Raw genomic sequence first — 20,724 nt, forward strand, 5'->3', positions numbered from 1 at the left:
GACACTGTGCCTCTGCGCCGGCGCGATGCTCCAGGTTGGTCGCCGTTCGCCCCGCACGAGACCGGTGTCCCGCAAGGCGAGCGGTCCGAGCCCGCGGCGCGGTCGGGTTCGGACCGGGCGCCGGGCGGGAAGCCGGCCCGGCCGGAGCCGCCGCCGGCCGACCGCCCGGTGCCGGCCTTCCCCGACCACCCCGGGGCACTCGAGCCGGTCGCGGTCACCGCCGACGACTTCGCCGGCCGCCGCGTCGTGCCGCCGGAGGAACCTTCGGCCGAGACCGGCCTGCGCGCCGCGCTCAACCGGCTGTCGTTCGGATTGCTGTCGCTGCCGCCGAGCGCCCGCGAGCGCACCAGGCACTACCACGTCGACACCGTGCGCCGCAACTTCGGCGGGCTGCGCCAGATCACCGTCGTCAATCCCAAGGGCGGGGCCGGCAAGACCGTCGCGGTCCTCATGCTCGCGCTGACGTTCGGTCGCGCCCGCGGCGGCTACGTGCTCGCCTGGGACAACAACGAGACGCAGGGGACGCTCGGCATGCGAGCCCAGCAGGACTTCCACCTGCGCACCGTCCGGGACCTGCTGCGCGACCTCGATCACTTCAAGGGCCCGACCGGGCGGGTGGGCGATCTGTCGCAGTACGTGCGCGCCCAGGGCGGGGCGATGTTCGACGTCCTGGCCTCCGACGAGTCGGCCACGGCCGGGGAGATGCTCACCTCGCACGCCTTCGGCGACCTGCGCGAAGCGGTCTCGCGGTTCTACAAGCTCATCGTCGTCGACACCGGCAACAACGTGCGCGCCGCGAACTGGCAGGCGGCGATCGACGCGACCGATCAGCTCGTGGTCACCATGTCGGCCCGCAACGACTCGGCCGAGACCGCGGCCAGGATGCTCGACCACCTGGAGCAGACCGGGCGCCGGGAGCTGGTGCGGGGCGCGGTCTCGGTGGTCTCGATGCCGGCCCATCGCAAGGACGTCGACCTGCCGGCGGTGCAGCGTCACTTCGCGGCCAGGACGCGCGCGGTGCTGCTGGCGCCGTACGAGAAGCTGCTGGATTCGGGGGAGCCGATCCGCTACGAGTCGTTGAGCAGAGCGTCGTTGGCCGCTTGGCTCCGGATCGGGGCTTCGGTCGCCGAAGGGCTGTGAGGCGCGGGGTGGGGCGTCCGCGTCCGGTTCAGAGGAGCCCGGTCAGCCCGGCCACGGCGTCGGCGAGTCGGCGGTCGTCCTCGTCGGCGTGGCCGACGACGTAGGCGCCCTGGATGAACACCAGGACCGTCCGCGCCAGGCGGCGGGGGTCGTCGATCGCGGTCTCGCCCTGGTCGGCCGCGCGTGCCAGGATCGCGGTCAGATCGCGTTCCAGCTCGGACCAGGCGTCCTGGACCCGCCGCACGGTCGCCGGGTCGTCGGCAAGTTCGACGGCGGCGCGCAGGACGAACCCGCCTTCCTTGCTGTGCCTGGCCACCACTTCGAGGATGTCGCCGATCACGCGGGGGGCGTCGACCTGATCGGCCGGGTCGCGTTCGAGCGCCCGGCGGGCGATCGTGCGTATCTCGGGTTCGGTGTCCTCGCGGTAGCGCGCGAGCGCGGTGATGTAGAGCTGATGTTTGGATCCGAACGAGGAGTAGAGGCCGGCGCGATTCATGCCGGTGGCCGCCACCAGGTCCGACATGGAGGTTGCCGAGAACCCGTTTTCGAGAAAGGTTCTGGTCGCCGCCCTCAGGACTCTGTCCAAGTCGGCATTCTTATTTCTATTCACATTTGCACCGTATCGACACCCGGTGCTACCGGTCAATGACCGGAATGGGCGGCGGCACCCCCGGTGCGCGAGTGAACGGATCCACTCACCGCACCACCGCCTTGACACCCCGTAGCGTCGCCCTAGAGAATGAACGCAAACTCAACAGGCCTCCTGCGGGGGAAGTCCGGTCGGAAGCCGGCGCTGACCCGCAACGGTAGTCGCGGTTCGACCTCGAACTCTCGCCGAGCCAGCCTCTCAGCAGCAACGGCTCGGCCCACCCGCGTGAGCCCGAATGCCCGCCGGAAGCCAGTGTCCAACATCGTCAACGCCTGTCGCGGTCTGCAGGCGCTTGCGGCGCCGCCGCCTGCCCGAGACCTCGCGAATGCTTCAGAAAGGTCAGGCAATGCGCCACCAGTCGACTCGACTGCGCAATCCGGTCCGCCGGATCCTCGCCGCCACCGCGGCCCTGCCCGTCATCGGGCTCGCCACCGCCTCTCCCGCCCACGCCCAGGACGACACCTTCGACGCCCCCGCCGAGGCCGCGGCCGCCTGGCTCGCGTCCGAGGCCGACGGCCCGTCGTGGTCCGACGGCGACGTCTCCAGCTCCCTCGACGCCGCCATCGGCCTCATGGCCGCCGGCGTCGGCGGGGACCAGGTCGAGGCCACCCTCGAATGGCTCAACGACCCGGACGTGCTGAGCGCCTACATCTACCCGGCCGGCGACGAATCCGAGGACCCGCAGCTCAGCCCCGGCGCGGCCGGGAAGGTCATGTTCACCGTGGCCACCGCCGGCGGCGATCCCGCCGACTTCGGCGGCGTCAAGCTCGCCGACGAGCTCGCCGACGCCTCGGTCGAGGGCATCGACCCCGGCGCGCTGTCGTGGGCCGCGCTCGGACTCTCGCGCAGCGAGGCCGGGGTCACCGAGGAGGTCGCCGCGGCACTGCTGGCCGCCCAGTGCGACGACGGCGGCTTCACCTTCGAGGCCCCCGAAGGCGGCGACTGCTCCGGCGACCCCGACACGACCGGCCCGGCCGCGTCGGCCCTCCAGGTCATCGGCGAGCCCGCCGCCGACGCCCACGCGGACGCCGTCACCTGGCTCGAAGAGCACCAGAGCGAGAGCGGCGGCTTCGACAACGGCTTCGGCGAGAACGCCAACTCGACCGCCTACGCCGGGCAGGCGCTGCTCGGCGCCGAGCGCACCGAGGCCGCCGAACTGGCCACCGCGTTCCTGATCGGACTCCAGTTCGGCTGCGGCGAGGACGCCGAGGGCGCCGTCCGCGCCACCGACCCCGAGGACGAGGAGTGGGGCGAATCGATGCGGGTGCTGGCCACCGCGCAGGCCCTGATCCCCCTGTCGGGGCAGCACCTGGCCGAACTGGACGCCTCCGAGCAGAGCGACGGGATCCCGGCCGTCGAATGCGCCACCCAGGCCGGCGGCGACGGGGCCCCCACCGCCGACGACCCCGAACAGCAGCAGGACTCCGACTCGTGGGCGCCGTGGCTGATCGTCGGCGCCGCGGTCCTGCTGGCCGCGATCGTCGCCTACACGCTGGTGCGGGTCCGGCGCGGCAACGCCGAGGCCAAGGCCGACGAGTGATCCGGCACGCCGCCGCCCGCGCCAGCGCCGCGGCCGCCCTGCTCGGCGCCGCGGCCCTGGCGTGGGCGGCACCGGTCGGCGCCCACGACGACTGCCACGGCGTGGCGGTCGTGGTCGACTTCGGCGAGGCCGGTGCCGACGCGGGCATGCGCGAGGCGCCGGTCGTCGGCTGCGCCGAGGACGACCCGGGCAGCGGCATCGAGGCGCTCGACCAGGCGGGATTCGCGGTCACCGAGGTCGCGAGCTTCCCCGGCGCGGTGTGCCGGATCGAGGAATTCCCCGAGACCGACTGCGGCCCGATGCCGCCGGCCGACCGGTCCTGGTCCTATTGGCGGGCCGCCGACGGCGCCTGGGAATTCTCCAACGTCGGCGCCGGCACCGCCGACCCCGACGACGGCGACGTCGAAGGCTGGGTCTTCGGCGACGGCTCCGCCCCGCCGGACCTCGACCCGGACGAGGCCGCCGCGCCCGAATCCACGGCCGACCCGGAGACCTCCTCGACGCCGTCGCCGACCTGGATCGTCGCGATCGTGATCCTCGCGGCCGTCGCCGGCCTCGCGATCTGGCGGCTGCGCGAACGCCGGACACCGTGACCGGCGCGCACCCGGTCGCGTGGTGGAGCTGGGCGCTGCTGCTCGCCACCGCGGCCAGCCGGACCGCGAACCCGTGGCTGCTGCTGCTCATCATCGGCGTCTCGGGCCTGGTCGTGACCTGGTGCCGCGGCGACGAGCCCTGGTCGGGCGCCTACCGGGTCTTCCTGCTGATCGGGGCCGCCGCGATCGCCGTCCGCATGGTCTTCTACGTGATCTTCGGCGGCGCCGAAGGCGCAACGGTGCTGTTCCGCCTGCCCGAGGTCCGGCTCCCCGACTGGGCGGCCGGATTCCGCCTCGGCGGCGCGGTCACCACCGAAGGCGCCCTCGCCGCCGCCTACGACGGCCTGCGGCTGGCGACCCTGCTGGTGTGCGTCGGGGCCGCGAACGCCCTCGCCAGCCCCAGGCGGCTGCTGCGCTCGATGCCGGCGGCGCTGTACGAAGTGAGCGTCGCCGTCGTCGTGGCGCTGTCGGTCGCCCCCCAACTGGTGTCGAGCGTGACCAGGATCCGCCGCGCCCGGGCCCTGCGGGGCAACACCCGGCGGAACCCGGCGAACCTGATGCGCACGGTCGTCGTCCCGGTCCTGCACGACGCGCTCGACCGGTCCCTGGCCCTGGCCGCCGCGATGGCCTCGCGCGGCTACGGCCGCGCCGCCGGCATCCCGGCGCCCGCCCGGCGCGCCACCTCCGCGTTCCTCCTCACCGGGCTGCTGGGGCTGTGCGCAGGCGCCTACGCGCTGCTCGGCAAAGCCACCCCCGCGCCCGTCGCCTGGGGCCTGCTGGCGATCGGCGCGGCGGCGGCCGTGTTCGGCATCGCCTTCGCCTCCAAACGGGTCCCGCACACCCGCTACCGGACCGACCGGTTCGGCCCCCGCGACTGGGCGGTGCTCGCCGCGGGCTCGGCCGCCGTCGCCGGCACCGTCGTCAGCGGCGCCGTCGAGGCCGGAGCCGTCTGGCCTGCGACCAGCCCGCTCACCGCCCCGCCCCTGCCGGCCGCCGCCGCGGCCGGGATCCTCATCGCCGCCGCACCGGCCGCACTCGTCCCGGCCCGGATCCCGCAAGGAGGCCCCGCATGATCCGCTTCGACTCGGTGACCTTCGGCTACGGCGACCGGCCGATCCTCCGCGAGGTCACCTTCGCGGTCCCCGAAGGCGAGTTCTGCCTGCTGGTCGGCACCACCGGGGCCGGCAAGTCGACGCTCCTGCGGTCGGTCAACGGCCTGGTCCCGCACTTCACCGGCGGCACCATGAGCGGCGAGATCACCGTCGCCGGCCGCAGCGTGCGGGAGGCGAGCCCCGCCGACCTCGCCGACGTGGTCGGCTACGTCGCCCAAGACCCCCTCGCCGGCTTCGTGACCGACGAGGTCGAACTCGAACTGGCCTACACCGCCGAGCAGCTCGGGCTGCCGCAGGCGACGATGCGCAAGCGCGTCACCGAGATCGTCGACCTGCTGGGGCTGGCCGACGTCCGCGGCAGGGCCCTGGCCGGCCTCTCCTCGGGCCAGCGGCAGCGGGTGGCGATCGGCGCCGCACTCGTGGCGGGCCCGAGCGCGCTGGTGCTCGACGAGCCGACCTCGGCACTCGACCCCGGGGCGGCCGACGAGGTGCTGTCGGCGCTGCACCGGCTCGTCCACGACCTGGGAGTCACGGTGCTGCTGGCCGAGCACCGCCTGGAGCGGGTGGCGCAGTATGCCGATTCGGCGCTGCTGCTGCACGGCGGCGAGGTCACCTCCGGGACGCCGGGGGCGGTGCTGGCGGCCTCTCCGGTCGCGCCGCCGGTCGTGCACCTGGGCAAGCTGGCCGGGTGGCCCGGGCCGCCGGTGACGATCCGGCAGGCCCGCCGGTCGGCCGGGCCCCTGCGCGAAGCGCTGGCGAACCCGGCCCCGACCGAGCCCGAGCCGGAGCCGAGCGATGCGCCGCTGCTGCGGGCCGGTGCCGTCACCGTCGACTACCCGGGAGTCCGGGCGGTCGACCGGATCGACCTGGACGCGAGCCGCGGCGAGCGGATCGCGCTGATGGGCCGGAACGGCTCGGGCAAGTCGAGCCTGCTGTGGGCGCTGCAGGGCACCGGGAGGCGGTCGAGCGGGTCGGTGGCGATCGAGGGCGCCGACCCGGCCGAGTCGAAGGCGGCCCGGCGCCGCACGCTGGCGGGACTGGTCCCGGCCGAGCCGGCCGACCTGCTCTACGCCGAGTCGGTCGCCGCCGAATGCGCCGCCGCCGACCGCGAGGGCGGCGCCCCGGCGGGCACCTGCGCGAAGATCCTGGCCGACCTGGTCGAGGACCTCGATGAGGCGGCGCACCCCAGGGACCTGTCGGAGGGGCAGCGGCTGGCGCTGGCGCTGGCGGTGACGCTCACGGCGGCACCGCCGCTGCTGCTGCTGGACGAGCCGACCCGCGGCCTGGACTACCCGGGGAAGGAGGCGCTCGCGGCGCGGCTGCGGAAACTGGCCGACGCCGGGCACTGCGTGATGGTCGCGACCCACGACGTGGAGTTCGTGGCGGAGTTCGCCTCCCGGGTGGTGATCCTCTCCGACGGCGAAGTGGTGGCGGACGGACCGGCCCGGCAGATCGTCTCGGCCTCGCCGATGTTCGCCCCGCAGGTGGAGAAGGTCATCCCCGGCCGGTTGACGGTCGGCGAGGTCGCGGCGGCGCTGGAGGCCTCCGATGGCGAGCCCGGCTAGCCCCCGCACGGCGATCCGGTGGCGCGGGGCCCTCGCGTTGGGGTTGGCGGCGGCGTTCGGGCTGGTGGCGACCTCGTGGCCGCTGCTGGCCGCTCCGGGCGGCGCGCTGACCGAGACGACTTCGGGGCCTTGGCTGTTCGCGCTGCTGCTGCCGCTGGTGACCGCGGTGGTGCTGGTCCAGCTCGCCGACGGGGGGATGGACGCCCGGGCGGTGGCGATGCTGGGCGTGCTGTCGGCGGTGGTGGCCGCGGTGCGGCCGTTCGGCGCCGGGGCGGCCGGAGTGGAGACGGTGTTCTTCCTGATCATCCTGGCCGGCCGGGTGTTCGGGCCCGGATTCGGCTTCATCCTGGGCAACACGGGCCTGTTCGCCTCGGCGCTGCTGACCGGCGGGGTGGGCCCGTGGATGCCGTACCAGATGTTCGCCGCGGCCTTCGTCGGTCTCGGCGCCGGGCTGCTGCCGGGGGCGGCGCCGTCGACCCGCCTCGGCCGGGCCGGGGAGCTGGCGATGCTCGCGGCGTTCGCGGTGGTCGCCTCGCTGGCCTTCGGCCTGCTGCTCAACCTGTCGTTCTGGCCGTTCGCGATCACCGAGGGGAACCTGGCGTACGTGCCGGGCGGCGGCGCCGGCGAGAACCTGCCGCGCCTGCTCGCCTACACCTTCGCGACCTCGCTCGGCTGGGACCTGGGGCGGGCGGTCACCACCGCCCTGCTGATCGTCCTGACCGGGCCGGTCCTGCTGCGGGTGCTGCGGCGCACCGCCCGCCGGGCCCAGTGGGTCTAATCGGTCGCCCGCCGTTCGCCCGCCGGACGCCTCGCCAAGGATCATCCGCCGCATACTCGGCGTGCCCTCGGTGGTCCAGACGGCGACCCGCTTGCGGATCCAAGTGGGGTCGGCGGCCTGGGCGAGCATGCAGGCGGCCAGGTCGGCACGGCTGGTGAAGACGCCGTCGGCGTGGTCCTCCCGAAGCCGGTATTCGCTCACCGCGTCGGTGTCGAAGAGCCCGGAGGGGCGCAGGACCGTCCAGTCCAGGCCGCTGTCGGCGAGGCGGCCTTCCAGGGCCCGCATGTCGTCGTAGGTGGTCTTCCCGATCGTCCGGGTGACCAGCGGTTGGAGGACGCGGTTGAGGAGGAGTCCGCCCTCGGCGTGGTGGTGCGGCTCCACCGCGCTGGAGGTCACCGCGACCACCCGGGCGATACCGTGCTCGCGCATCGCGGCGATGATGTTGGCGATGCCGGTGCTGTAGACCGTGATCGGTCGGCGGGTGAAGCCGACTCCGAGCGTCGAGAGCACGGCGTCGGCGCCGCAGGCGGCCTTCGCGACCGCCTCGGCGTCGTGGGCGTCGGCCTCGACGAGGTCGAGTCGGCGGTGCTCGACGGGGAACGAGTCGGGGTTCCGCGTCACCGCCGCCACGTGGTGGCCGGCGTCGAGCGCCTGCCGGGTGAGCCGGCGGCCGGTACCGCCGTTCGCGCCGAAGATGACCAGTCTCATTGGTGCGGGCCTCTCTGTCCGGGGCGCGGCTCTCGCGCCCGTCATCGATTGAGAGTCCTGCGGGGCCGCGAGTGTGACATCGCTCCGGACCGGCGCCGCACGGTCAGGCGGGTGCGGCGACGGCCGCCAGGGCCTGCCGGAGCCGTTCCAGGTCGTGCGGCGGCGATTCGACCAGTGGGAGGCGCACCGTCGCGTGCGGGATGATTCCGAGCTCGGCCAGCGCCGCCTTGGACGTGACGGCCCCCTGCGAGGTGCGCATGACGGCGTCCACCAAGGGGAGCAGTGAGCGTTGGATCGCCTTCGCCGAGGCGAGGTCGCCGCCGCGCACCGCTCGGATGAGTTCGGCGTTGCGGTCGGCGGCGACGTTGCCGACGACGCTGAGCACGCCGGTGGCCCCGCACGCGAGGTAGGCCAGGTTGAGTTCGTCGATACCGCAGTAGTAGGCCAGCGGTGTGCCGGACATGACCGACATCGCTTCGAACAGGTCGCCCTTGGCGTCCTTGACCGCCCGGATGCGGGGATGTGCGGAGAGCTCCATCAGCGTGGGCGCCTCCATCGCGATGCCGGTGCGCGCGGGGACGTCGTAAAGCATGACGGGCAGCTCGGTCGCGTCGGCCACCGCCGAGCAGTGGGCGACCACGCCGCGTTGCGGCGGTCGGGAGTAGTAGGGGCAGGACAGCAGCAGCGCGTCCGCCCCGGCGGCTTCGGCAGCGCGGGCACGCCGGACGCCGGCGGCCGTGTCGGCGGTGGCGATGCCGGCGACCACCCGGGCCCGTCCCTGCGACCGGCCCGCGACGGCGCCGACGAGCTTGGCGGCCTCGGCTTCGGTCAGGGTGGGCGACTCGCCGGTGGTCGCGCCGACGGCGATGCCGTCGCATCCGGTCGCCAGCAGGTGGTCGACGAGGTCGGCGAGCCCGGGTTCATCGATGGCGCCGCCGGGGCGCATCGGCGTCACCACGGCGACGAGGTTGGAGCCGAAGAGCAGGTCGGCCGGGTGCTGCGGGTGGGTCATGGCTTGATCCTGCCACCGTTGACAGGTGCGGTCCAGCGAAGCTTTCTTGCCGATATTGCGTAGCATGGCTTCATGATCGACGTCGGGGCGCTGCAGGCGCTGCGGTCGGTGGCCTCGCTCGGGACCCTGGCTCGGGCCGCCGATGAACTCGGGTTCACCGCCTCGGCGGTGTCGCAGCAGATCAAGCGGCTGGAACGCCAGGTCGGGGTGCCCGTGCTGGCGGCGGCCGGGCGCGGGGTGGTGCTCACTCCGGCCGGGCGGGCCATCGTCGACTCGGCGCCCGGCGTGTTCCAGGCCTTGGAACGCTGCACCGAAGCGGCCAGATCGGTCTCGGAGGGCGCCCCGCGCGGCCTCCTCCGGGTGGTCGCCTTCTCGACCGGCATCCGCGGACTGCTCTCCCCGGTGATGCCGCGACTGTCGGCCCGGTGCCCCGACCTGCGGGTGAACCTCACCGAGCAGGACCCCGACCAGGCGATTCACAGCGTCGAGTCCGGCATCGCCGACCTCGCGCTCGTCCACGACGCCGACGGACTGCCGGCCCCGCTGCCGGCATCGCTGACCGGGCGCCGGGTGCACACCGACGTCGGTGACCTCGTCGTGCATCGCACGCATCCGCTCGCGCGGCGCGACCCGCCACTGGCGAAGGCCGACCTGGCCGGCCGCACGTGGGTGACCAGCCCGCCCGGCACGGTGTGCCACCAGTGGTTCCGGCGGCTGCTCGCCGACGTGCCCGAAGACCCCGACGTCCGCCACCTGGTCGACGACTTCTCCACCCAGTTGTCGCTGATCGCCTCGGGCGACGTGGTCGCCCTGATCCCCCGCCTCGCCCGCCCGCCTCTGAAGGAGGGACTCGTGGTCCGGCCGCTACGGCGGCCGCCGCGACGCGAGGTGCACGCGGCGTGGCGGCGCAGCGCCGACGCCAGCCCGGCGATCAGAGCCGTGCTCGCGGAGCTGGGCGTTTAGGTCGCCAGCTTCAGCGCCGGTAGAGCGGGTTGGCTCCGGGCGGCTCCTCTTCGGCCGAGACCGGGCCGGGAGCGGTGCCTCGGCCGAACGGCGACCCGCCCAGTTTCTCGCGGCCGTGGTCGGAGAGCCAGTTCTCCAGATCGGGGCCGGCCGGCACCACCTGGGTGGGGTTGATGTCCTCGTGGACGACGTAGTAGTGGCGCTTGATCTGGTCGAAGTCGGCGGTGTCGCCGAAGCCGGGGGTCTGGAACAGGTCCCGCGCGTAGGCCCACAGGTTCGGCATCTCGGTGAGCTTGTTGCGGTTGCATTTGAAGTGCCCGTGGTAGACCGGGTCGAACCGCAGCAGCGTGGTGAACAGGCGGACGTCGGCCTCGGTGATGTGGTCGCCCATGAGGTACCGGCGGTCGGCGAGCCGCTCCTCGAGCAGGTCGAGCGCTCCGAAGAGCCGTTTGTAGGCGAGGTCGTAGGCGCGTTGGGATCCGGAGAAGCCCGCGCGGTACACGCCGTTGTTGACCTCGTGGTAGATCCGCTCGATCACCGGGAGCATGTCGTCGATCAGCTCGGACGGGATCAGGTTCGGCGCGCCTTCCCGGTGGTGGGCGGCCCATTGGGTGGAGAAGTCGAAGGTGAGCTGCGGGTAGTTGTTGGTGACCACGCCGCCGGAGGGGATGTCCACCAGGGCGGGCACGGTGATGCCCCGCGGGTAGTCGGGGAAGCGCTTGAAGTAGTTCTCCTGCAGCCGCTCGGTGCCGAGCACGGGGTCGCGGCCGTCGACGCTGAGGTCGAACGTCCAGGAGCGGACGTCGTGGGTCGGGCCCGGGGTGGCCAGAGAGATGACGTCCTCGAGTCCGAGCAGGCGGCGGATGATGATCGAGCGGTGCGCCCAGGGGCAGGCCCGCGCGGCCGCGAGCCGGTACCGGCCCGGCTCGACCGGCCAGGCTTGTGCGCCCTCGGTGAGGCCGGTGATCCTGGGGTCGCCGATCTTGGAGGAGGCTTCCGCCGGCGCGGCACGGGCGGCCTCGACGTCGGCCACGACGCGATCCTCGATGTAGTTGGTGTCCCTGGTGAATTCCTCGCCGGTGACGTATGCGCCCTTTGTGGAGTGCTCGGTTGCCGCGGTCTGCTGTGCCTGGTCCGGTGCCATGGGTTCAGCCTACGCACTTCCGGTGTCCGCGCGTCGGCGAGAAGAGGCAATGTCCCGCTTGAGCCGGGGCGGACGCACCGGCCGCGCACCGACCCGGCGGATACCTGAGGCGGGCCGCTCGACATTCATCGCCAATTCGGGATACCATCGCCATATGGCGATTGATTCTGTGCGGTGCATGACCACCGAGATCGAGGCGGGCGTGGCCCCCGCAGCGGCACTGTTCCATTCCCTGTCCGACGAGACCCGGCTGCGGATCGTGCAGCGCCTGGCCTGCGGCGAGGCCCGCGTGGTCGACCTGACCGGCGAGCTCGGCCTGGCCCAGTCGACGGTCTCGAAGCACCTGGCCTGCCTGCGGGACTGCGGCCTGGTCGACTACCGCAGCGAAGGGCGCCAGTCCTTCTACGCGCTGTCGCGCCCCGAACTGATCGACCTGCTCGAGACGGCCGAGCAGGTCCTGGCCGCCACCGGTCGCGCCGTGGCCCTGTGCCCGACCTACGGCACCGCGGCCGCCGAGACCGCCGGAGCCGAGCGGTGAGCGCGGCCGGTCTGACCGCGGAGCGGCGCGCCACGCTGAACCGGCGCAGCCTGCACCTGGGCTACGCCACCGCCGGCTACAACCTCCTCGAGGGAATCGTCGCCGTGGCCGCCGGTGCCGCGGCCTCCTCCACCGCGCTCATCGGCTTCGGCCTGGACTCCTTCATCGAGGTCTCCTCGGCCCTGGTGGTGATCTGGCAGTTCCGCTCCCGCCTTCCCGAGTCCCGAGAGCGCCTGGCGCTGAAGCTGATCGCGGCCTCGTTCTTCGCCCTGGCCGCCTGGATCAGCGTCGACGCCGTCCGCTCCCTGCTGGGGCAGGGCGAGGCCGAGCCCTCCCCGGTCGGAATCGGGATCGCCGCGGTCTCGGTGGTCGTGATGCCCGCCCTGGTCTGGGCCAAGCGCCGCACCGGCCGCGAGCTCGGCTCGGCCACGGTCGTGGCCGACTCCACCCAGACGCTGCTGTGCACCTACCTCTCCGCCGTCCTGCTGGCCGGCCTGGTGCTGAACGCGACGCTGGGATGGTCCTGGGCCGACCCCATCGCGGCGCTGGTGATCGCCGCCGTCGCCTTCCGCGAGGGCGTCGAAGCCTGGCGGGGCGAACACTGCGACGACTGCGCGATCCCGGCCGACCATGTAGCCGAGGCCGACGACTGCTGCGGCGAGACTGCGGACGACCACCGGCCGTGACCGAGCGGAAGGGGCACGTGGCGGTCGCGGTAGCACTGGGACGATCAGGTGATGAAGATTCGCTACTCGGCCCGGATCACGGTGGTCGTCACCGGAACGATCACCGTTCTGATCCTTGCATACGGCCTGCTGTACGAAAGGGAAGCGGTCGGCCCGCGCGAGGTCCTCAATGCCCTCCTGTTCATGACCGGCGTGGGCGTCGTCGTGCATCTACCGATGCTGATCTTCTCAATCGGGACCGTGGAGGAGCGGCGCATCGTGCTCAAGACCCAGTGGCCGAAGATCTACAACGAATACGTGCTCCGCGACGGCGAGCGGTTCGTCATCTCGAAGCGCCGAGTCCACCTGGAACGGGGCGACGGAACCCTGGTACCGACGACGCTGCGCGAATGGCTCATAGCCCGGCGAGACTGGCGCCGGATCGCGCGCATGTTCCCGACGATCGACTGAGGATCCCTACTCTGAGGAGCCTAAGCGTTCCACAGCGCTGAGAAGTCCGGCGAAGTCGGCCGCCCCCAGGTCGAAGACCGGGGACTCGTGGCCAAGCTTGCTATCGCGGACCTGGAACGCCCCGCCGCTGGTACGGGCCTCGACGCAGTTGTTGGAGTTCGTGCCACTGCTGCGGGTGCTCTTGCGCCAGGTCTGACGGCATTCGACGCAGTTGGGGTCATTGGTTCCGCTGCTGCGGGTGCTCTTACGCCAAGCGGTCGCGCTCTGCATCGAGAAACTCCTCCAGTGGTGTCGCACGAGCCCAGTTCGGCTTTATCGGCTCATGGTACAGCTTCACCCGCTTCGATTCCTCGACGCACCAACTACGGTCGCGGACCTCCGTATAGACAAAGCCCGGCCCTGCGGTGGTCTTGCCATCCGGTAGGAACAGCTCATATCCGCTACCGAGCGTATTGGGACCGGCCATAACTCGGATATCCCATCCAGGCCAGGTATTGCACTCCTTGAGGTGGTCTAGTTGCTGGCGGCGAGAACTGGGAGTCAACGCGCTCAACCATAGAAAGGCTGACGCTCCAATGATGATGGCCAGTTCATAGTCGTCTGCACGGCTCCGGATTCCCTTGGCCCGACGCTGTTTGAAATCCCAACTGCGCTCGGCTACTTCGTCGCTGTTCCCGTCCAGCGGCTGCAGGACATCAAAATGGAAACTCCGCGTCTGAACGATCCCAGGGAAGATGCCGGGCCACCACTTGAAGAGATACCGATAGTGCAGCTCGCCCTTGCCCAGCATGAGCATGTTGAAGCGCGGATCCGCCTCCATGATCTTCAGGTCCGCCTTCTTGTTGCGGACGACCTGCTGCATGTACAGCATCGCCTCCTCGTCGCCGTTGCCGAAGTGGGCGAAGAACTCGCGGACGTCGCCGACCGAGGGCTGTCCGGATCCCTTCCTCCAGTTGACGATCGTCTGGGTGGAGTACCCCAGCAGCTCGGCGACCTCGGCCTCCGTGGCTCCGGCCGCATGCATCCGGTCGATGAGTTCTGCGATGACGTACCACTCCGAGAGCGACCTACGCGCCATGAGATGAACCCCGCATTCGGTGGGAATGACACTGATAGCCATCCATGATGGCATGCGTCCTCGAACTGGATAACCCCCACTGGGAATGGCCTCAAAGGATTTGGCCAAAATTTTTGGACCAGTCTCTTGGAAGGCCCTCTCCCTCAATGAACTAGGAAGCCGTGTCCCCTTGCCACCTGGGGAAACGACGCATAGATTGAAGTCGTCGCGGGTACGCCAGGGACTCGCGACAGGTGGGGAAATGTCCGGGAGTCCGCGACCTCCCGATCTACTCGCGGCTCCCGGACGCCAACCGTGCACGAAGAAGACGAGAATCCTTATTGGAGGCAGTGGTGTTGTATCCGAGTGCGCAATCCGACGTACCGCCGGCGGCCCCCGACGACATCGAGGTGGGCATCATCCTCGTCGGACCCACGCGCGTCCGCTGCCTCTTCGATCCCGACTGGGGGTCGGTGCTCTGCCTCCGCATCGCTCCGGGAGAGCTGGCCCAGTACCTCGGCGTAGTGGCCGGCATGGAGACCGACTCACCGACCCTCTACCTCGACGGCACCTCGCACTGGCGCTTCCCCACGCCCGAGCTGCGAGAGCGGCTGCGCCGGCAGGTGATCGACCTGTACGGCAAATGGAAACAGGCCCGGTAAGGGCCTGACCCGGACTCGGGTGCGGCTTTCCGGCAGTCGTTGTCCACAGTCCCCGTGCCTCCCGCCGGGAGGCCGCACCCGACCTACTTCCCTCGGCAGGTCCCCGCACAGAGCCTGGGCCGAGGGAGGCAAGGGGCCGCGTCGGACGTCTTGGTGGGAAGGTCCGGCGCGGCCCTTTCGCCGTCTCGCGATCGTCGGTAGCGACACGCTCAACCGGCCGCGGCCCCTGGGGGACGGCGCTGGACCGGAGGCCGCCGCTCCCGATCCGCGGCGTCCGCCAGGCGGCGTTCGCGGCGGCCACGAGCGAGCTCGGTCTCCAGGGCGTCGAGCGGCTGGGCGAAGGCGTCGGCAAAGCGGGCCAGCCACTCCTGGGCCAGCGCGAGCCCGTCGGTGTCGACGCCGTAGATGCGGCGGGTGCCTTCGGTGCGGACGGTGACCAGTCCGGCCTCGCGCAGGACCCGCAGGTGCTGGGAGACGGCCGGCTGGGAGATCCCGAACCGGTCCCGCAGCGCCGCCGCGATCGCCCCGGCCGGGCGTTCGCCCTCGCCGAGGAGTTCGAGGACTCGACGGCGAACCGGGTCGCCCAGCGCGTCGAAGACCTCGCCCGACATCAGCCCTCCTGGTCGGCCGCCTCCGGCGGCGTGGTGTAGAAGGCGACCGTACGCTCGGCGGCCGACCGGGCCTGCTCGGGGTCGTCGCCGTCGCCGACCGCGGCCTCGGCCCAGTGTTCGGCGGCGCTCCGGATGAACCGCTTGCCTTCGGGGCTGAGGGTCCAGGCCTCGGCGGCGGTCGGGTCGAGGTCGGCGCCGCTGGTGAGGTGCTGGTCGAGGCCGTGGAGGCCGAGGTCCCAGCCGACGCCGGTCGCGCCTGGGCCGAACTGTTCCCAGAAGTCGCGGTCGACGTGGGCCTCGTGGGTGAGCTCGAGGAGGGTGCCGCGGCCGGTGTCGCTGAGTTTGACTTGGAGCCAGGAGACCTGGCCGCCGTACTCCCAGGTCACGTTGAAGCCTTCGGGTTCGGTGCAGCTTTCGATGACGCCGCCGGCGTTGCCTTCGAGCTGGTAGCGGCCGCCGACCGACAGGTCGCCCTCGACCGGCATGAACCAGCGCGGCAGCCGCTCGGGGTTGGTGAGCGCGTCCCACACGTCGGGGCGCTCGGCGGAGTACCTGCGGCGGGCGACCGCGATCTTGGTCGGCTCGCCGTCGCGGGTGCCGCTGCGGATCTCCCGGCCCACCAGGTTCACCGTCTCCAGGGGATCGGAGTTGATTTCCATGATTCCTCCTTTATAAGTTCACACTTATATTAATCACGGCGGCCGGATGCAGTCAAATCGTCCCGAGCGTGAGACGGATCGGCACTCCCGCTTCGCGCTGGGGCCCTTATGTCGGCCCGGAGGCTTACCGTGGGGAGATGATCGATCGGCGACAGGTGCTGCGCTACCGCGTCCGGGCACAGCAGCTCGACCGCGAGCGCGGCGCGGTGGCGGACACGGCCGTGCTGGACATCGGCGCGCAGGACTCCGGCCCCGACGGCTCCGGCTGGGCACTGGCGCTGCGCGGCGTCGATCTCTCTGCGGCTTCAGACGACGACTTCGTGCTGCTGTGGACGCTCCGCGGCGCGCCGCACCGGTACCGGCGCGGCGACGTCGGCCGGATCGCGGCCGCGGTCGCGCCGTGGTCGGACGCCGACGCGGGCAAGCGGATCTTCGACGCCTCCAAACCGTTGCAGGCCGCCGGTATCGGCAACCTCGAGGCGCTCGACGCGGTCGCCGAGCGGATGCGCTCGATCGTCACCGCGCCAGTGGGCAAGGGCGAACTGTCCGAGAAGGTCTCGGCGGCGATGCCCGAGCCGTACCACCGGTACTGCCGGGTCTGCGACGCGGTGCACCTCTACGAGCAGCCGTTCCGGCTCTCGGCGGTGCGGGCCGGGTTGGAGCTGGAGCCGGGGACCTCGCCGCCGGTGCTGCGGCCCATCCCGGGGTTCGAGCCGGCCTCCGGCACCGAGCCGCGCTTCGATCCGGTGCGCGCCTATCTGCGCCTGCTCGGTCCGGCCACGTTCAAGCAGGCGGCCGAGTTCATCGACTCCCCGGTCAAGGAGGTCAAGGCCCGTTGGCCCGAAGACGCGGTCGAGGTGTCGGTCGAAGGCCGGTCACGCTGGATCCTGGCCGACGACGAGGAGGCGCTGCGGTCGGCGGAGCCGTCCGCGGCGACCCGGCTGCTGGGTCCGTTCGACCTGTTCCTCCAGGCCAGAGACCGGTCCACGCTGGTGCCCGATGCGGCTCGGGCCAAGGAGCTGTGGCCGGTGCTCGGCCGTCCTGGGGCGGTCCTGGTCGACGGCGAGGTGGCCGGATCCTGGCGTCCGCGCAAGTCCGGCAAGAGGCTGCGGGTCGCCGTGCGGCCGTGGCGGTCGCTGCAGCCAGCGGCGAAGCGGGCCGTGACCGAGCAGGCCGAGCGGCTCGCCGACTTCCGGTCGGCGGCCCTGGCCGGGGTCGACTTCGAGGACTGAGCCGGGACGTCGGGCGAGTTTGAACCCATTGGCGCGGATCTCCTGCAGGTCAGTCCCCGAGGCCGCGGCCGGAACAGGCGGGGTTCAGTTCGTCAGCGCGCCGGCCCCCAAGAGCGCCTTGAGGTCCGCCGACAGCTCGACCGAGGGGCGGACCCGCCACTCGTCGCCCAGCGCCAGCATGGTCGGCTTGGGTCCGCCCGAGAGCTGGACGCGGACCTGCGCCTCCCCGCGGTGGGTGCGGAAGGTGTCCGAGAGCCGTTCGATCAGGTTCTCGTTGACCGCGCCGGCTCTGAGCGACAGCGTGATCGGCGCCGAACTGGCCTCCGGGCCGCTGGAGGTGTCGAGCACGGCCAGGTCCTGGGCGATGAGCTGGGCGGTGCCGTCGCGGCGGTCGAGTTTGCCCCTGATGCAGCAGATCAGGTCGTCGGCCAGGGAATCGGAGACCATCTCGTAGGTGTTGGGGAAGAACCGCACCTCGATCGAGCCCGCCAGATCCTCCAGCGTGGCCGAGGCCCAGAGCTTGCCCTGCTTGGTGACGCGCTTGGCGACGTTCTGCAGGATGCCGGCGACCTTCACGTTCGCGCCGTCGTTCAGCTCCTCCCCGTGCAGCGCCGCGACCGGCCGGTCGGCGTTCGACGACAGCAGCCGCTCGAAACCGTTGAGCGGGTGGTCGGAGACGTACAGGCCCAGCATCTCCCGCTCGAAGGCGAGTTTGTCGCGCCGGTCCCACTCCTCATCGCCGATCGTCAGGTCGATCCCCAGCGTGTCGGTGGTCTCGGCCATGCCCCCGAACAGGTCGAACTGGCCGCGGGCCTCCTCCTTCTTGATCGACACCATCGCGTCGATCGCCTTCTCGTGCACCTCGGCCAGGCCCCGCCGAGTGTGGCCGAGCGAGTCGAACGCGCCGGCCTTGATCAGCGACTCGACGGTGCGCTTGTTGCACACCTGCGCCGGCACCTTCTGCAGGAAGTCCTTGAAGTCGGTGAAGGAGCCCTGGCCCTCGCGGGCCTCGATGACGCCCTCGACGACGTTGGCGCCGACGTTGCGGACCGCCCCCATGCCGAAGCGGATGTCCTCGCCGACCGGGTGGAACACGTGCCGCGAGTCGTTGACGTCCGGCGGCATGACGGTGATGCCCATCTTGCGGCATTCGGACAGGTACACCGCGGACTTGTCCTTCGAGTCGCCGACGCTGGTCAGCAGCGCCGCCATGTACTCGGCCGGGAAGTTGGCCTTGAGATAGGCCGTCCAGTAGGCGACCAGGCCGTAGCCGGCGGCGTGCGACTTGTTGAACGCGTACCCGGCGAAGGGCAGCATGATGTCCCACAGGGTCTTGATCGACTCCTTGGAGAAGCCGTTGGCGGCCATGCCGTCCTCGAACTGGCCGTACATCTTCTCCAGGACGGCGAGCTTCTTCTTGCCCATGGCCTTTCGCAGCACATCGGCCTGGCCCATGGAGAAGCCGGCCAGCTTCTGCGCGATGCGCATGATCTGCTCCTGGTAGACGATCAGGCCGTAGGTCTCGGCCAGGATCTCCTCCAGCGCTTCGGCCAGCTCGGGGTGGATCGCGGTGATCTGCTGGCGGCCGTTCTTGCGGTCGGCGTAGTTGTTGTGGGAGTTGGCCTCCATCGGGCCCGGCCGGTAGAGCGCCAGGACGGCGACGATGTCGTTGAACTCCGTGGGCTTCATGCGCTTGAGCAGCTCGCGCATGCCCCCGCCGTCGAGCTGGAACACCCCGAGGGTGTCGCCGCGGCCGAGCAGCTCGTACGCCTTCGGGTCGTCGACCGGGAGCGTGTCGAGGTCGATGTCGACGCCCCTATTGGCCTTGATCGCCTCGATGGCGTCGCCGATGACGGTGAGGTTCCGCAGCCCCAGGAAGTCCATCTTCAGCAGGCCGATGTCCTCGCAGGACGGGTAGTCCCAGCCGGTGATGATCGACCCGTCCGGCCTGGCCCACATCGGGATGCAGTCGACCAGCGGCTGCGAGGAGAGGATCACCGCGCAGGCGTGGACGCCAGCGTTGCGGATCAGTCCCTCCAGGCCGAGCGCGGTGTCGAAGATCTGGCGGACCTCGCCGTCGTTCTCGATCAGGCCCCGGACCTCGGCCGCCTCCTGGTAGCGCGGGTGATCGGGGTCGGTGATGCCTTCGAGCGGGATGTCCTTGGCGGCCACCGGCGGCGGCAGGGCCTTGGTGACGCGCTCGGCGATGGAGAAGCCCGGCTGGCCGTGGTGGACGCGGGCGGCGTCCTTGAGCGCGGCCTTGGTCTTGATGGTGCCGAACGTGATGACCTGGGCGACGAACTCCTGGCCGTACTTCTCGGTGGCGTAGGTGATCATCTCGCCGCGCCGGCGGTCATCGAAGTCGATGTCGATGTCGGGCATCGAGACGCGCTCGGGGTTGAGGAACCGCTCGAACAGCAGGCCGTACGGGAGCGGGTCGATGTTGGTGATCTTGAGCGCGTAGGCGACCAGCGATCCGGCCGCCGAGCCCCGGCCGGGCCCGACGTAGATGCCGATGGAGCGGGCGTGGGCGATGAGGTCGGCGACGACCAGGAAGTAGGAGGGATAGCCGGTCTTGATGATGACGTCGAGTTCGAACCGCGCCCGTTCGACGTACTCGTCCGGGATCCCGCCGCCGAACCGCTCCCGGAGCCCGTCCATGACCTGATGGGTCAGCCAGGACCCCTGGTCGTGGCCCTCGGGAACCTCGATGGTGGGCATCCGGTCCCGGTGGTCGAAGATGTCTTCGTAGCCCTCGACCTGCTCGGCCACCAGCAGCGTGTTGTCGCAGCCCCGCTGCCAGAGGTCGTCGCTGCGGACGGCGTACATCTGGTCGGCCGAGCGCAGGAAGTAGCCGTCGCCGTCGAACCGGAACCGCTTCGGATCGTCCATGGTGGATCCCGACTGGACGCACAGCAGCGCGGCGTGGGTGTCCTTCTGCCCTTCGGTTACGAAGTGGGAGTCGTTGGTGACCAGCGGCGGCAGGCCCATCTTCCGGCCCATCTCGTACAGCTCGTCGCGGACGCGCTGCTCGACGGCGTTGCCGTGGTCCATCAGCTCGAGGTAGTAGTTCTCGGCGCCGAAGATGTCGCGGTAGTCGGAGGCGGCCTGGTAGGCGGCCTCGGTCTGCCCCAGCCGCAGGCGGGTCTGGACCTCGCCCGACGGGCAGCCGGTGGTGGCGACGATCCCGTCGGCGTGCTGCGAGATCAGCTCGCGGTCCATGCGGGGCTTGTAGTAGTAGCCCTCGAACGAGGCCTTGCTCGACAGGCGGAACAGGTTCCGGGCCCCGGCGGAGTTCTTGGCGACCATCGTCATGTGGGTGTAGGAGCCGGCGCCGGAGAGGTCGTCGCCGCGCTGGCCCGGCTCGCCCCAGAACACCGGCTTCTTGTGGAACCGGTCGTGCGGCGCCAGGTAGGCCTCGATGCCGAGGATGGGCTTGACGCCGGACTTCTTGGCCTGGTGGTAGAAGGAGTACCCGCCGTACATGTTGCCGTGGTCGGTCATGGCGATGGCGGGTTGCCCGAGGCGGTCGGCTTCCTCGAACAACGGCCCCAGCTTGGCCGCCCCGTCGAGCATCGAGTACTCGGTGTGCACGTGAAGATGGACGAACTGCTTCGACACCTGA

19 protein-coding genes and 2 pseudogenes are annotated in these 20,724 nt (G+C 71.2%); 12 read left to right on the plus strand and 9 right to left on the minus strand.

Going from position 1 to position 20,724, the window contains the following annotated elements; all coding sequences use genetic code 11:
• Positions 1-15: 15 nt before the first annotated feature.
• Positions 16-1,140 (plus strand): annotated as a pseudogene (locus CUT39_RS06205) (MinD/ParA family ATP-binding protein); the annotation flags it as partial.
• 28 nt (positions 1,141-1,168) lie between these two features.
• Here the strand turns inward: CUT39_RS06205 and CUT39_RS06210 are convergent.
• Positions 1,169-1,858 (minus strand): TetR/AcrR family transcriptional regulator, encoded by a 690-nt coding sequence (locus CUT39_RS06210; RefSeq protein WP_100445102.1) that lies wholly within the window; start codon positions 1,856-1,858, stop codon positions 1,169-1,171.
• 256 nt (positions 1,859-2,114) lie between these two features.
• Between CUT39_RS06210 and CUT39_RS20170 the strand changes: the two genes are divergently transcribed.
• Genes CUT39_RS20170 through CUT39_RS20675 form a run of 5 tightly spaced genes read left to right on the plus strand, consistent with a single transcriptional unit; the run spans position 2,115 to position 7,377 of the window.
• On the plus strand, positions 2,115-3,329 hold the full coding sequence (locus CUT39_RS20170) for a hypothetical protein (RefSeq protein ID WP_157930509.1): 1,215 nt from the start codon (positions 2,115-2,117) through the stop codon (positions 3,327-3,329).
• Complete coding sequence (locus CUT39_RS06220; RefSeq protein ID WP_100445103.1) at positions 3,326-3,922, plus strand: hypothetical protein; 597 nt, start codon at positions 3,326-3,328, stop codon at positions 3,920-3,922. The genes CUT39_RS20170 and CUT39_RS06220 overlap by 4 nt, the downstream gene beginning before the upstream one ends.
• Positions 3,919-4,995, plus strand: coding sequence for a CbiQ family ECF transporter T component (locus CUT39_RS06225; protein ID WP_100445104.1), 1,077 nt, complete (start codon positions 3,919-3,921; stop codon positions 4,993-4,995). Before CUT39_RS06220 ends, CUT39_RS06225 begins: the two co-directional genes overlap by 4 nt.
• Positions 4,992-6,599 (plus strand): ABC transporter ATP-binding protein, encoded by a 1,608-nt coding sequence (locus CUT39_RS06230; protein WP_100445105.1) that lies wholly within the window; start codon positions 4,992-4,994, stop codon positions 6,597-6,599. Before CUT39_RS06225 ends, CUT39_RS06230 begins: the two co-directional genes overlap by 4 nt.
• Positions 6,583-7,377 (plus strand): ECF transporter S component family protein, encoded by a 795-nt coding sequence (locus CUT39_RS20675; protein WP_198586923.1) that lies wholly within the window; start codon positions 6,583-6,585, stop codon positions 7,375-7,377. The genes CUT39_RS06230 and CUT39_RS20675 overlap by 17 nt, the downstream gene beginning before the upstream one ends.
• 117 nt (positions 7,378-7,494) lie before the next feature.
• Here CUT39_RS20675 and CUT39_RS21695 read toward each other — a convergent pair.
• Both CUT39_RS21695 and dapA read right to left on the minus strand, forming a co-directional pair.
• Positions 7,495-8,130 (minus strand): annotated as a pseudogene (locus CUT39_RS21695) (NAD(P)-dependent oxidoreductase); the annotation flags it as partial.
• A gap of 58 nt (positions 8,131-8,188) precedes the next feature.
• Positions 8,189-9,097, minus strand: coding sequence for a 4-hydroxy-tetrahydrodipicolinate synthase (gene dapA / locus CUT39_RS06240; protein WP_100445107.1), 909 nt, complete (start codon positions 9,095-9,097; stop codon positions 8,189-8,191).
• A 72-nt stretch (positions 9,098-9,169) separates the two neighbouring features.
• Between dapA and CUT39_RS06245 the strand changes: the two genes are divergently transcribed.
• Positions 9,170-10,060: a LysR family transcriptional regulator gene (locus CUT39_RS06245; RefSeq protein WP_100445108.1), complete on the plus strand. Its 891-nt coding sequence runs from the start codon at positions 9,170-9,172 to the stop codon at positions 10,058-10,060.
• A 10-nt stretch (positions 10,061-10,070) separates the two neighbouring features.
• On the opposite strand, the gene CUT39_RS06250 is transcribed toward CUT39_RS06245, so the two are convergent.
• A complete protein-coding gene (locus CUT39_RS06250) occupies positions 10,071-11,204 on the minus strand; it encodes a glutathione S-transferase C-terminal domain-containing protein (RefSeq protein WP_100445109.1) in 1,134 nt (377 codons plus the stop codon).
• Between the two features lie 154 nt (positions 11,205-11,358).
• Here CUT39_RS06250 and CUT39_RS06255 point away from each other — a divergent pair, with 154 nt between their 5' ends.
• Genes CUT39_RS06255 through CUT39_RS06265 form a run of 3 tightly spaced genes read left to right on the plus strand, consistent with a single transcriptional unit; the run spans position 11,359 to position 12,878 of the window.
• Complete coding sequence (locus CUT39_RS06255) at positions 11,359-11,742, plus strand: ArsR/SmtB family transcription factor (protein ID WP_232805630.1); 384 nt, start codon at positions 11,359-11,361, stop codon at positions 11,740-11,742.
• Positions 11,739-12,428, plus strand: a complete 690-nt coding sequence (locus tag CUT39_RS06260; RefSeq protein WP_100445111.1) for a cation transporter — start codon at positions 11,739-11,741, stop codon at positions 12,426-12,428. The genes CUT39_RS06255 and CUT39_RS06260 overlap by 4 nt, the downstream gene beginning before the upstream one ends.
• A 51-nt stretch (positions 12,429-12,479) precedes the next feature.
• Positions 12,480-12,878 carry a hypothetical protein gene (locus CUT39_RS06265; protein ID WP_100445112.1) on the plus strand — a complete coding sequence of 133 codons (399 nt, stop codon included), beginning with the start codon at positions 12,480-12,482 and terminating at the stop codon, positions 12,876-12,878.
• A gap of 6 nt (positions 12,879-12,884) precedes the next feature.
• Here the strand turns inward: CUT39_RS06265 and CUT39_RS06270 are convergent, their stop codons facing one another.
• Complete coding sequence (locus CUT39_RS06270) at positions 12,885-13,148, minus strand: DUF397 domain-containing protein (RefSeq protein ID WP_100445113.1); 264 nt, start codon at positions 13,146-13,148, stop codon at positions 12,885-12,887.
• Positions 13,123-13,998 (minus strand): Scr1 family TA system antitoxin-like transcriptional regulator, encoded by an 876-nt coding sequence (locus CUT39_RS06275; protein ID WP_100445114.1) that lies wholly within the window; start codon positions 13,996-13,998, stop codon positions 13,123-13,125. Before CUT39_RS06275 ends, CUT39_RS06270 begins: the two co-directional genes overlap by 26 nt.
• Positions 13,999-14,288: 290 nt before the next feature.
• Between CUT39_RS06275 and CUT39_RS06280 the strand changes: the two genes are divergently transcribed.
• Positions 14,289-14,597 (plus strand): hypothetical protein, encoded by a 309-nt coding sequence (locus CUT39_RS06280; RefSeq protein ID WP_157930510.1) that lies wholly within the window; start codon positions 14,289-14,291, stop codon positions 14,595-14,597.
• 209 nt (positions 14,598-14,806) lie between these two features.
• Here the strand turns inward: CUT39_RS06280 and CUT39_RS06285 are convergent, their stop codons facing one another.
• On the minus strand, positions 14,807-15,208 hold the full coding sequence (locus CUT39_RS06285) for an ArsR/SmtB family transcription factor (protein ID WP_100445116.1): 402 nt from the start codon (positions 15,206-15,208) through the stop codon (positions 14,807-14,809).
• Positions 15,208-15,867: an SRPBCC family protein gene (locus CUT39_RS06290; protein WP_100445117.1), complete on the minus strand. Its 660-nt coding sequence runs from the start codon at positions 15,865-15,867 to the stop codon at positions 15,208-15,210. The genes CUT39_RS06285 and CUT39_RS06290 overlap by 1 nt, the downstream gene beginning before the upstream one ends.
• 137 nt (positions 15,868-16,004) lie before the next feature.
• Between CUT39_RS06290 and CUT39_RS06295 the strand changes: the two genes are divergently transcribed.
• Positions 16,005-17,099 carry a winged helix DNA-binding domain-containing protein gene (locus tag CUT39_RS06295; protein ID WP_100445118.1) on the plus strand — a complete coding sequence of 365 codons (1,095 nt, stop codon included), beginning with the start codon at positions 16,005-16,007 and terminating at the stop codon, positions 17,097-17,099.
• Positions 17,100-17,183: 84 nt separating this feature from the next.
• On the opposite strand, the gene dnaE is transcribed toward CUT39_RS06295, so the two are convergent.
• Positions 17,184-20,720, minus strand: a complete 3,537-nt coding sequence (dnaE, locus tag CUT39_RS06300) for a DNA polymerase III subunit alpha (protein ID WP_100445119.1) — start codon at positions 20,718-20,720, stop codon at positions 17,184-17,186.
• Between the last annotated feature and the right edge of the window lie 4 nt (positions 20,721-20,724).

Origin of the sequence: Glycomyces xiaoerkulensis, from assembly GCF_002798405.1 — a bacterium.
In the GTDB taxonomy this organism is placed as follows: Bacteria; Actinomycetota; Actinomycetes; order Mycobacteriales; family Micromonosporaceae; genus Glycomyces; species Glycomyces xiaoerkulensis.

Coding starts and splice junctions, on each gene's coding strand:
- CUT39_RS20675 (WP_198586923.1), top strand. CDS start 6,583: ATGGCGAGCCCGGCTAGCCCCCGCACGGCGATCCGGTGGCGCGGGGCC.
- CUT39_RS06285 (WP_100445116.1), bottom strand. CDS start 15,208: ATGTCGGGCGAGGTCTTCGACGCGCTGGGCGACCCGGTTCGCCGTCGA.
- CUT39_RS06250 (WP_100445109.1), bottom strand. CDS start 11,204: ATGGCACCGGACCAGGCACAGCAGACCGCGGCAACCGAGCACTCCACA.
- dapA (WP_100445107.1), bottom strand. CDS start 9,097: ATGACCCACCCGCAGCACCCGGCCGACCTGCTCTTCGGCTCCAACCTC.
- CUT39_RS20170 (WP_157930509.1), top strand. CDS start 2,115: ATGCTTCAGAAAGGTCAGGCAATGCGCCACCAGTCGACTCGACTGCGC.
- CUT39_RS06290 (WP_100445117.1), bottom strand. CDS start 15,867: ATGGAAATCAACTCCGATCCCCTGGAGACGGTGAACCTGGTGGGCCGG.
- CUT39_RS06255 (WP_232805630.1), top strand. CDS start 11,359: ATGGCGATTGATTCTGTGCGGTGCATGACCACCGAGATCGAGGCGGGC.
- CUT39_RS06265 (WP_100445112.1), top strand. CDS start 12,480: ATGAAGATTCGCTACTCGGCCCGGATCACGGTGGTCGTCACCGGAACG.
- CUT39_RS06230 (WP_100445105.1), top strand. CDS start 4,992: ATGATCCGCTTCGACTCGGTGACCTTCGGCTACGGCGACCGGCCGATC.
- CUT39_RS06270 (WP_100445113.1), bottom strand. CDS start 13,148: ATGCAGAGCGCGACCGCTTGGCGTAAGAGCACCCGCAGCAGCGGAACC.
- CUT39_RS06245 (WP_100445108.1), top strand. CDS start 9,170: ATGATCGACGTCGGGGCGCTGCAGGCGCTGCGGTCGGTGGCCTCGCTC.
- CUT39_RS06275 (WP_100445114.1), bottom strand. CDS start 13,998: ATGGCTATCAGTGTCATTCCCACCGAATGCGGGGTTCATCTCATGGCG.
- CUT39_RS06295 (WP_100445118.1), top strand. CDS start 16,005: ATGATCGATCGGCGACAGGTGCTGCGCTACCGCGTCCGGGCACAGCAG.